The 11,128-nt window shown below is 67.1% G+C and carries 9 protein-coding genes; 5 read left to right on the top strand and 4 right to left on the bottom strand.

Going from position 1 to position 11,128, the window contains the following annotated elements; genetic code table 11:
- Positions 1–75: 75 nt before the first annotated feature.
- Together NM203_RS03510 and NM203_RS03505 are read right to left on the bottom strand one after the other, a co-directional pair.
- Positions 76–1,269 (bottom strand): site-specific integrase, encoded by a 1,194-nt coding sequence (locus NM203_RS03510; protein ID WP_255058219.1) that lies wholly within the window; start codon positions 1,267–1,269, stop codon positions 76–78.
- 39 nt (positions 1,270–1,308) lie between these two features.
- A complete protein-coding gene (locus NM203_RS03505; RefSeq protein ID WP_255058218.1) occupies positions 1,309–1,899 on the bottom strand; it encodes a helix-turn-helix domain-containing protein in 591 nt (196 codons plus the stop codon).
- A 106-nt stretch (positions 1,900–2,005) separates the two neighbouring features.
- Here NM203_RS03505 and NM203_RS03500 point away from each other — a divergent pair, with 106 nt between their 5' ends.
- A complete protein-coding gene (locus NM203_RS03500; protein WP_255058217.1) occupies positions 2,006–2,215 on the top strand; it encodes a helix-turn-helix domain-containing protein in 210 nt (69 codons plus the stop codon).
- On the opposite strand, the gene NM203_RS03495 is transcribed toward NM203_RS03500, so the two are convergent.
- Positions 2,212–2,367 carry a hypothetical protein gene (locus NM203_RS03495; protein WP_255058317.1) on the bottom strand — a complete coding sequence of 52 codons (156 nt, stop codon included), beginning with the start codon at positions 2,365–2,367 and terminating at the stop codon, positions 2,212–2,214. The two genes, NM203_RS03500 and NM203_RS03495, sit on opposite strands and share 4 nt — an antisense overlap.
- Before the next feature lie 132 nt (positions 2,368–2,499).
- Between NM203_RS03495 and NM203_RS03490 the strand changes: the two genes are divergently transcribed.
- The 3 genes from NM203_RS03490 to NM203_RS03480 all read left to right on the top strand — a co-directional run bounded on the left by NM203_RS03490 (position 2,500) and on the right by NM203_RS03480 (position 4,269).
- Positions 2,500–2,673, top strand: coding sequence for a hypothetical protein (locus NM203_RS03490; protein ID WP_255058216.1), 174 nt, complete (start codon positions 2,500–2,502; stop codon positions 2,671–2,673).
- A gap of 124 nt (positions 2,674–2,797) precedes the next feature.
- The gene (locus NM203_RS03485; RefSeq protein ID WP_255058215.1) at positions 2,798–3,376 is read left to right on the top strand and encodes a type IV toxin-antitoxin system AbiEi family antitoxin domain-containing protein; all 579 of its coding nucleotides are present in this window, start codon (positions 2,798–2,800) and stop codon (positions 3,374–3,376) included.
- Positions 3,373–4,269 carry a nucleotidyl transferase AbiEii/AbiGii toxin family protein gene (locus NM203_RS03480; protein WP_255058214.1) on the top strand — a complete coding sequence of 299 codons (897 nt, stop codon included), beginning with the start codon at positions 3,373–3,375 and terminating at the stop codon, positions 4,267–4,269. The genes NM203_RS03485 and NM203_RS03480 overlap by 4 nt, the downstream gene beginning before the upstream one ends.
- Before the next feature lie 79 nt (positions 4,270–4,348).
- Here NM203_RS03480 and NM203_RS03475 read toward each other — a convergent pair whose 3' ends face one another.
- Positions 4,349–4,816 carry a hypothetical protein gene (locus tag NM203_RS03475; protein ID WP_255058213.1) on the bottom strand — a complete coding sequence of 156 codons (468 nt, stop codon included), beginning with the start codon at positions 4,814–4,816 and terminating at the stop codon, positions 4,349–4,351.
- A 396-nt stretch (positions 4,817–5,212) separates the two neighbouring features.
- Here NM203_RS03475 and mobF point away from each other — a divergent pair, with 396 nt between their 5' ends.
- On the top strand, positions 5,213–11,095 hold the full coding sequence (gene mobF / locus NM203_RS03470) for a MobF family relaxase (protein ID WP_255058211.1): 5,883 nt from the start codon (positions 5,213–5,215) through the stop codon (positions 11,093–11,095).
- The last annotated feature ends 33 nt before the right edge of the window (positions 11,096–11,128 follow it).

The raw sequence follows: 11,128 nt of genomic DNA, 5'->3' as shown, positions 1-11,128 counted from the left end.
TCTCGGAGCCGGGTTCCAAAGCTTGGCCGCCGAGTCGTGCCCACATCGTCGTGTGGCTCCAGTCCAGCGCCAGCGTCATGTTGACTTAATGATTCCGCCCAAACTCACTGCGGCGGCCTTCAGCGCATCGTCCTGGCTGTGCACGTACAAACTCGTTGTGATCGACGGGTTCGCATGGCCGAGCCACTTCGCTATGACGGCCACTGGGACCCCTCGTAGATGCATCGCCGTTCCGCAGGAGTGGCGCGCGTCGTGCAGCCGGATCGGCGGCACCTTCGCGGCCTTGCAGATCGAGCCCCACTTCCGCGTCAGGGCATCGGGGGTGTACGGCTCTCCGGTCGTGCTGACGGCGACGTAGCCGGAATCGCAGTGCCCAGCTCCGAGGGCGAGGCGCTCCTGCGCGTACCGGGCCGAGGCCCGACGCAGCACCGCGGCCAGCCCGTCGTCGAGGGGCAGCGTGCGCCGCGACGACCGAGTCTTCGGATCGTTCTCGACCACGTTGCCGGCCCCGGCCTGAACCCGATTGCGGGCGATGCTGAGCGTCCGGGCATCCAAATCAATGTCACTCCAACGCAGTCCGGCGATCTCTGCTCGCCGGAGCCCCGACAGCGCCAGGTACCAGAGGTGGCCGTTGCGATCGTCGTCGGCGGCGCGCAACACACGGCCGATCTCGTCGGGGGTGTAGGTGGCCATCTCGGAGTGCGCCTTCGGAGCCTTCTTGATCGCGGCCGCGACATTGTGCGCGAGCTCGCGACGCTCGACTCCGTAGTCCAGCATCGAGCGCCACGCGTCGACCGCCTTGTTCAGAGACCGCGGCGACCACTTGCGTCGAGTATGCCCCTTGGCGGTGACGGTGCCGCCATCGCGCAGGTCCTTCAACAGGCGGTCGAGATCCGGTCGGGTCAGCTTCTGTACCGGCATCGTGCCGTGGCGTTCGCGCAGCGGTGCCAGAGCGTAGGTCAGGGCGTTGAGCGTGGTGGCGCGAGCATGGTGCAGCGACGCAAGCCAGTCCGCACACATGTCTTCGACGGTGACGGCTTTGCGCGGCACGAACGTCTCCATAGCGGCCTGGTCGCTGACCTTGCCGAGCTCCTCGCGCGCCTCACGCTCCGTCTTGAATCGTCGGCGGACTTGTCGGCGAGTACCCGTCACGCGATCGATGCCTGCATCGACCCTAACCTGATATCGCACAACGGTTTTACCCGTCGTGCGGTCGAGTACTTCGACCTTCTTGATCTGCGGAGGCAGCTGTTGCCTTGAGCTCGCCATCACCAATCCCCGTTCCCCTGTTGGTTCGTCGTCGTCTTGTCAGACTGCGCTTGAAGCATCGAGCACACCCCCGTTTTCACGAATGATCTCTTCGAGTCGAGCGACCTCGTCACGAAGGCTCTCCAGCTGAAGTTTGAAGGCGCGCATCTCGGGATCGCCGGGCCTCAACGGCGTGGACCTTTTGCCGATCTCCTTGATCCAGTCGTAGAAGCGACCGATGGACGCCAATTGCGTCAACCGCTCGCGCACGGCCCAGATGCGCTTGGACTCCGCGGTTTCGGGCTTCTCCCCCGCCCCGGCATCCGGAGCTCTCGCTTCGCCGGAAAACCACGCCGCGGCATCCCAACTGTCGACCGTGATACCGGGAAGGGCCTCGACGGGCCCGTCGGGAAGGTCGGGGAACAGCAGGACGACGGGTGGCACACGCAGTGCGGCAGCCAGCATCAGCAGCTCCGTGAGGTCGAGCCCCTTCTTGCGGCCACTCTCGTAGTTGGCGATCTGCGCACGCGTGATCGGAAAGCCGATCCGTTCGGTCTCGTCAGCGAGCCACTGCGCGGACCGCCCGGAGCGTGCGGCTTTGATCGCCGCGGCCACGCGTCGGTGCAGCTCGTCTGCCCATTCTTGCCTCATATCGACACAGACTATCTTGCAGTTGTGCAAACTTGAAGAGAGGAGTAGACACACTTCATAGGCGCAGGGCCTGCGGGTTCTGTCTCATTTCGACACAGGAGCTCGCATGGAGTCCACGCACACCACCCCGGCCCAACTGCATACCGTCGAAGAGGTCATGAAGCGCCTGCGCGTCGGCCGCTCGACCGCCTTCGGACTCATCGCCAGCCGCCAGCTGCGCAGCGTCAAGGTCGGCCGACGCCGGTTGATATCAGAGGCGGCGATCGTCGAGTTCATCGAGAACCTCGACCGCCAGTCGGTCCCGCTCGAGAGTTAGTGCGAGAGGCCGCCGTCGGGGCGGTACTCGACGATCTCGCCTGCGTCGTTCAGCGCCACCAGCGTGAGGCCGCGAGCGGACAGCGCGGCACCGTAGTCCGCAGCGGCGAGGCTCTGCTCAATCGCGTCGGCGATCTCATCGGCATCGGACACGCTTGCACCTCCCCTTGGCAGTCTGACCCCGCGGAGGCCGCTCCGCCAGAGCGAGGGCCGGTAATGGCATCGCCATCACCGCCAGCACGCCGATAACCTCAACCGAGACCCACGACGCATGGAGGTGAACTGATGGCGCGCACCACACCGAAGACGGTGGTGGTGTCGAAGGCTGCCGTCAAGAAGGCCGGCGTGCGGTCCACAAAGGCATCAGCGAAGTTGGAGGGCCGCGTCGTTCCCGCCGGCCATCGCCGATCCGCCGCCGTGGACGCCTACCTCGCGAAACAGCAACAGCCCCAGCGTTGATCGCGCTGATGCCCGACGCAGGCGACCGCAGATGACGTGCACGCGCAGCCAAACACCGTCGACAGCGCGTGCCGAATCCTATACAGTCCATATACCACTGTGAAGGATTTGGGACGAGGTCGACATGGATAGCGATGACATCCTCTCCCGTCTGCCGCCAACGTTTCGATCGGCCGAAGCGCTGGAACACATGAGCAAGCGGCAGCTGCAAACCCTTCGACTCGATGGGCGGATCACGCCGATCGCGCGCGGCTTCTACCGCAAGAGCGACTGGTACGGCGATGAGGAACTCGTCGAGATCGCCTCCGCGGCACCTCGTGCCACCATCGCGCTGCGATCAGCACTCGTCCGACACGACCTCACCGATGACATCCCCGCCGCAATCGACATCGCCATCCCCCGCGGCGACTGGGCCCCGAAGGTCACCGCCCATGTCAGCTGGCACCGCTTCGCCACCGACACGTTCGACATCGGTCGCGAGGAACTGGACATCGATGGCGATCGGACGATCGGGCTCTACTCAGCACCCCGAACGATCATCGACACCTACCGCCTCCAGCACCACGAAGGAGTCGACCAGGCGAACGACGCGCTGAAGCGCTGGTTGCGCCACGGCGGCCAACCATCGGAGATCCTGCGGATGGCGCGGTCCTTTCCCCACGCGCAGCGCGCGCTGCAGCAGGCACTGAGCATCCTGCTGTGAACGCCGGTCCGCGCGACGACGCCGGCCAACGGGCGTACCGCGAGCTCCAGAAACGCGCCAAGGCGAGCGGGCGAAACACCCAGGAACTGCTCGACCTGTACGCCTTGGAGGGGTTCCTGGCGCGCCTGGCCACCAGCGACGCCCGCGACGACTTCATCCTCAAAGGCGGTGTACTGCTCGCCGCGTTCGGCAACCGACGCCCCACACGCGACGTCGATCTCGCGGCGGAGAACATCAGCAACGCCCCGTCGTCGGTCCTTTCTCAGATCGTGAACGTTTGCGAGGCAGCACTTCCGATCGATGACGGTGTCCAGTTCAGCACCGCCGGCGCCACTGCCGAAGTCATCCGCGAGGAGGACGACTACTCGGGTGTCCGCGTGAGTGTCGACGCGCGGATCGGCAAGGTGCGTCTCCGCTTTCACGTCGACGTGAACATCGGCGATCCGATCATTCCCGGACCGGACATTGTCTCCGTGCCGCGACTACTCGATGGTGACCCGATCGAGTTGCGGGGCTACCCGCTGCACATGGTGCTCGCCGAGAAGATCGTCACCGCGGTGCAACGCGGCACGGCCAACACACGGTGGCGGGACTTCGGCGATATCTGGACCCTCACGCGCAGTCACTCCGTGTCGGGGTCCACCCTGCGCGACGCGATCCGCGAGGTCGCCGCGCACCGCGTTGTCGCACTCGCGAGTCTCGCCGATGTCCTCGACGGTTACGCCGATCTGTCTCAACCGAAATGGGAACAGTGGCGACGACGTCACACCCGAGATGATCTACCACCGCGGTTGCACCCAGTCATCGAGTCGGTCATCGAATTCGCCGACCCCGTGCTGACCGGTGACGCCTCCGCACAGGTATGGGATCCCGACCGGACCGCGTGGCAGTAACCCGCTCGGTGCGCCGCTCCTGTCGACGAGCATCGGCACGGTCGTGCCCGCACAGCCATTGACCGCCCCGACGACGCCGCTACGTTCCTTGCCGGTCGGCCGCATCCCGCGCGGAAACAGCACGCCCATCAGCGATCTGGTCCATCGGCGTGGGCAGCGGCGGCACCTGCGCTGAGGCCACTGCCGCAGCGGGCTGATCGCCCGCGTCGGATCGTGCGGCCATCTTGAGGAAATCGCGCACCCGACCGATAGACACACCGGCCGCATCGGCGATACCCGGAATCGTCTCCCCGCGCAACCGCATCCGCCGAAGCGCCAGCCCCGCCGCCAGGCGGTGAGTGTCGCGGCGCCGCTCCGCCTCGGCGTGCAGCGCCTCCAGTCTGTGCGCCAGCCACCCGTCAACCTCGGCAGCCCGCGCGGCTTGCACCGTGAACTCCGTCAGATCGCCGATGTTGGCCCGCTCCCGTGCTTCTCGCGCCGCGGCCGCGTCGCGCTGCCGCTCCAGCACCCTCGCCCGCGCCTGCTTGCGACTCGTCGTCCCGTCCATACCGGCGATGCTAAGCCGATCACCCCACGGCTCCGCCGGCCTTGGGTGCGCGCCGCCGCGCCTGCGGCGCGGCGGCGCGCGGCGACAACCAACCCGCAGCCATTCCACGCCCCGACGCCAACTCCGACGCTCCTCCGCCCCAGGCACCGTCGACCGAGTCAACCTGGAACCAACCACCGATCGCTCGGTCGTCCCGATTCCGCCCCTCGGCCCCTGCCCACATCGCGGGCCCGCCGGCCCCGCTTGCGCACCACACACCTCTTGCACGCCGGTAGATCGTGGCCAATCGCATCTGATGCGATCACGACAGCGGCATAACTCCTGTTCAGACGGGGTGCGATCTACGATCGCAAAACCCGTGGGGTAACCGTCTTATGGTCACGCTGTGACGCGGTCATGATGAGCATCCACAAGCTCACCGCCGGAGACGGATACGTGTATCTGGTCCGGCAGACCGCCGCGCACGACGACGAAAACCGCGGCCGCACAACGCTCGCCGACTACTACTCCGACAAGGGCGAGTCACCCGGCGAGTGGACCGGCCGCGGACTCGACGCCTTCCACACCCCGGCGGGCCGCGAACTCACCTCCGACTTCGAGACCGAACTCTGGCGGGTAGGCCGCGGATCGCAGGTCACCGAGGACCAGATGCGCGCCCTGTTCGGGTTGGGACTGCACCCGAATGCCGGTCGTATCGCCGAACACCTGATCCTGCGCGGAGCCGGGAAAGGCGCCGCGACCGCCGCGGTGAACCTGGGTCGGCCGTTCCTCATCAACGACGCGTCCACCGAACTGCAGCGCCGGTTGGCCGTGGCGTTCCGCGACCACAATCTCAGCCAGAGCCTCCCGTGGAACGCCCCTATCGACGACGCACTACGGGCTCGACTTCGGACTGTCATCGCGCGGGACATGTTTCATTCGGAGTACGGGCGCGTGCCGTCGGATGAGCGGGAACTGACGGGGTTCATCGCCACCCAGTCGCGTGATCAGACCACCTCCACCGCGGGCTACGACCTGACGTTCAGCCCCGTGAAGAGCTTCTCGGTGCTGTGGGCTTTGGCGCCGTTGGAGCTGTCGAAGACGTTGGAGCAGTGCCACGATCGGGCCGTCGCCGACACCCTCGAGTTCCTCCAGGACAATGCCGCCTTCACCCGCATCGGCGCCCAAGGAGTAGCGCAACTCGACACCGAAGGATTCATCGCCGCGCGCTTCGTGCACCGCGACAGCCGCGCCGGAGACCCCGATCTGCACACCCACATCGCCGTCTCCAACAAGGTCCGCGCCCTCGGCGCCGACGGTGTTCCGCGGTGGCTCGCATTGGACGGACGGCCGTTGTTCAAGACCACGGTCGCGGCCTCGGAGTTCTACAACACCCGCCTCGAGGCGTACGCCACCCAGCTCGCCGGCGTCGTCTTCGAGGAACGACTCTCATCCGAACGCGGCAAGCGTCCGGTGCGCGAGATCGTCGGCATCCCCGCCGATCTGTGCGAGATGTTCTCCACCCGACGAGCGTTGATTCGGGACCGGTACACCGAATTGGCGAAGCGGTTTCAGAGCGATCACGGTCGCGAACCCACCACCATCGAAGCCATCTCGCTTCATCAGCAGGCGACGCTGGAAACCCGCGTCGCCAAGCACGAACCCAGGTCGTTGGCCGAGCAGCGGCAGCAGTGGCGCACCCAGGCCATCGAACACCTCGGCTCCCAGTACGCCCTGTCGACGGTGCTCGTCGGCGTCCACGCGTGTGTGCCTCAGCAGACGGTGACGGTGACGCCGGGATGGGTGGCGGAACAGGCCCGCCTCGTCGTCGACACCGTCTCCTCATCACGGTCGAGTTGGCAGTTCGCGCACGTCTACGCGGAATCCCAACGCCGCATCCGCACTGTCGGAATGGCGTCCGATGCGCATCTCGCGGAGGCCATTACCGCGGCCGCTCTTGCCGAACCGTTGAGCCGTGCACACGCCCGGATCACAGACGCCGAATTGGGTGAGCCGGCGGTGCTGCGTCGCCGCGACGGCGCCAGCGTCTACACCACGCACGGCACCGCCCTGTTCACCAGTGCGGAGATCCTGGCCGCCGAGACACGCATCCTGCACGCCGCCGGACAACGCGACGGCCGCCGCATCGACGACGAGACAGTCAACCTCGCGCTGCTCGGATTGAAGGCCACCAGCGGAACAGAACTCAACCCCGGCCAGCGCGCCGTCGTCCGCGAGATGGCCTGCTCCGGTGCGCGGGTTCAGCTCGCGCTCGCTCCCGCCGGGTCGGGGAAGACGACCGCGATGGCCGCGCTCGCACGTGCGTGGGTGGAGTCCGGTGGCACCGTTCTCGGCCTGTCCCCCGGTGCGAATCAAGCCCAGCTGCTGCGCGAGGACATCGGTTCCGAGTGCGACACCGTCGACAAGTTCATCTGGCTACAAAGCCATCCAAACGCCCACGAAGATCCGGCGCGACAGTGGTTCGACGCCATCAACGAGAACACGCTGATCATCCTCGACGAGGCAGGCAAGGCCGGCACGCGACAGCTCGACGCCGTCATCACCACCGCTCTCGCCCGCGGCGCCAGCGTCAGGTTGATCGGCGACGACCAGCAGCTGGCCTCCGTCTCGGCGGGCGGTGTGTTGCGCGATATCGACGCCACCTACGGCGCGCTGACCTTGACCGAGGTGATCCGGTTCCGGTCTCGCACCGAAGCGCACGCCGGGTTGGCGTTGCGGGAGGGGGATCCGGCGGGGTTAGCGTTCTACGCCGACCAGCACCGCATCCACGTCGGCTCCGACGACACCGTCATCCACCAGGTCTACCGAGCCTGGGCCGACGACCGGAACCGCGGCTACGACAGTGCAATGCTCGCCCCCACCAACGACATCGTCACCCAACTCAACGAACGCGCCCGCCTCGACCGCCTTCAGCGAATGGTTCCAGAGGGCAAGCAGATTCGGCCCGCGGATCTCCGCGAAGCCGAGTTGGCCGACGGGTTGCGTGCGTCGGTGGGTGACGTAGTGGCGACCCGCCGCAACAAGCGGACCCTGCGCCTGGGGGGCACAGACTTCGTCCGCAACGGCTACCGCTGGCGTGTCGACAAGGTCACCCGCGACGGCGGACTGACGGTCGCGCGCCTCGACACCGGCCAGAAGACGACGCTGCCCGCCTGGTACGTCCGGGCCTACACGACGCTCGGGTACGCGTCGACGATCGACGCCTCCCAGGGCATGACCATCGGTTCCAAGACCACGACCGGAAGCTGCCACGTCGTCGGGTCGGATCGGCTGACCCGCCAACAGCTCTACACCGCCATGACACGCGCCACCGACGAGAACCACGTCTACCTGCCGACCGCCGAGACCGACGCCCACCGCGTCCTCACCCCCAAAGCCACCCACCCCGACACCGCCCTCGACGTCCTGCAACGCGTCCTCGCCCGCGACGGCGCCGCGGTCTCGGCGACCACCGAACAACGAACCGCCGAAGACCCGTTCCAACGCCTCGGGCACGCATCCCGGATGTACGTCCACGCCATCGGCGCACTGGCCGAACACCACCTCGGCGCTGCCTCCATGGCGGCGATCGATACCGCCGCTGACACCATCCATCCGAATCTGACTGCCGCGGGCGGATGGCCGACCCTGCGCCTGCACCTGGCGCTGCTCGCCATCGCCGGCCACGACCCCATCCGGCGATTGGAAGCCGCTGCCGCACAGGGCGATCTCGCCAACGTCGCCGACCCCGCCGCCGTCCTCGATTACCGCCTGGAACCCGGCGCCGACACCCGCGATGCCGGACCGCTGCGCTGGCTGCCACCCCTCCCCCAGGCGCTCGTCGACAGCACCGACTGGGCCGACTACCTGCACGCGCGCCGCGACCTCGTCACCACACTCGCCGAGCAGATCCGGCATACCGCCGCCGGTTGGGATGCCGCCACCGCGCCCCGCTGGGCCCGCCCTCTCGTCACCGCGAATGCGGGGGTTAGGGCGGAGATCGCGGTGTTCCGCGCCGCCCACGATGTACCCGACCCTGACACCCGACTCACCGGGCCCGAGCAGTACGCCACTCGCGATCGCCGCGCCCAGAACCTGCTGGCGGACCTGGCCACCCGTGAAATCGGCTGCACCGCAACCGATCATCGTCGCTTCCACTATCTGGACCGGCTCGATCCCCGCATCCGGCGCGACCCCTACTGGCCGCAACTCGCCAGCCGTTTGGCCGAGGTCGCGCGCACTGACGTCGACGTCCGACAACTCCTCGCCGACGCCGCCGCCGACGGACCACTGCCCGACCAGATGCCCGGCGCCGCCCTCTGGTGGCGCCTGTCCGGACGACTCCACCCCGCCACCCTCGACACCCGCACCGACTACCTGCGGCCCGACTGGCTACCGGACCTGCACCGCGTCTTCGGCTCGGCGACAGCCGAAACCATCACCGCCGACCCCGCGTTCGGCGGTCTCGTCGTCGCGATCGACACCGCCGACCCCGAACGCTGGACCCCGATCGAACTGCTGCAGCTGGCGCACGAGCACCTCCGCGACCACGACGACACCATCCGGCCCGACCAGTGCGCCCGCTTGCTCACCTATTCGATCGACCTGTTCGCCAACCCGAACCCCTACGACCACAACGACATTCCGGCGTGCCTAGACGCCGACATCCCCGTTGACATCGACGAAGAAGAAGTCTTGCTACATTGGGTGCCCGACCCGCACCAACTGGCCACGGTGCCGCCCGATGACGTCCTGCTCGAGATGCTCGGACTCGGTCACGGCGGGCACCTCATCCCGCCGACGGACATCGAGGATCTCCCACCGGATCTCTTCGACGACGGCGCAGTGGATTTCGTGCTCTCCTTCGACGAGCTCCTCACCGAACGACCGGCACCCCGCCCCCTCAACGAGGTGGTGGCGGACGTCAGGGCGTTACGCGAAGCCAAACACCTCGCCACCGAACACCTCCGCGAACTACAGGACCGCGTTCGCCGCAACGACGGCCCGGCTGTCCGCGCCGCCGCTGAACAGCTACGGGAACTACGGGAACGTGCGGCTGCCGACCGGCCCTACGCAATCGCCGTCCAGGACGTCCTCGCCCGCTGGGCCGACGCCGAGACCGACTACCAACACGCCCTCGACTACCTGCGCTACACGCAGGACCAGCTCACGCTGGCTGAGGCCGACGCGCACATGGACGCGCTCGACATCGAATCTGCCCGAGCCGCCGTCAAACTCGCCACCCTCGCGATACCCGATCATTCACCGGCACAACGGTTCCACCACGAACTTGCCGAGGTGATGACCCAACGCGCCGACGCCGCGGGAGGCGCCGACCGGATCGTCACCGACGAGACGGTCGAAGCCGCCCGCAAGCGGGCCATCGCCGACGACCTCGCCGCAGTCACCGCGGCGCGCGCACACCGCGACCAACTCGTCATTGAACTCGACCGCGCTGAATCTGCCACCGCAAAAGCCTTTGCCGAAGGCGAAACCCGCACCACTGATTACATTCTCGATCACATCGACGAGCTGCACACTGAACTTGCCATGCTGCGCGCCGCCGGCGACTACCGCTTCGAACGCGCGATCCACATCGACCCCGATACTGTCCAACACCTCCCCGAACTCACGGCACGCGGGATTACCAACCTCGCTCGCAGTGGCTTCACCGTCACTGCCGTCCACGCCGGCGACTCCGACACCGCTCGCGAAGCCCTCGACATCTTGCGCGCCTCGGCCGCCGAACAGGGGCACGCAATCACGTTGTGCTCTGCCGCCGATGAGCACCCGCCCGTGCCCAGTGGGCATGAGCGCACCTCACTCATGCTCGCCGATGTCCATGGACAGATCGTTCGGCGAGAGCGCGAAATCGACTCCAATACAACCCTTGTCATCGACCATGCCGCGCATGCAGACCCGGCAGTCCTCGTCGACCTCGCCGAACATATCGCCGAGCGCCACGCCCGACTCGTCTTAATTGATGGCGACGACCACGGCTGGCCTCCCGCACCGTCTTGGCCACTACTCAGACTCCTGCATGGTGACTTGCCCTGGTCGGTCACGCTCAGCGTCGATGCGGCGACCCCCTCTAGGCGCGCCAACCAACCCGACTTCGACCCGGTTCTCGACCAGGCGCTGCGCTGCGACTCCCGACTGCTGGAGCCAGACGTGGCCTCAAGCCTCGCTGAACGCGAACGCCTGCGTAGACAGCACGCGTCTAGCAGTCGAGTCGACGAGTCCATCTGGCGCGTGACAGAAAGACAGACACAACGTCCGACCTTCGGATTGGAGCGTTGACTGCCGCATCGCGTGTGACCGCGGGGCTGAAGC

The organism is Mycolicibacterium arenosum (assembly GCF_024320865.1).
In the GTDB taxonomy this organism is placed as follows: Bacteria; Actinomycetota; Actinomycetes; order Mycobacteriales; family Mycobacteriaceae; genus Mycobacterium; species Mycobacterium arenosum.
This window is presented reverse-complemented; position numbering and strand designations above follow the sequence as displayed.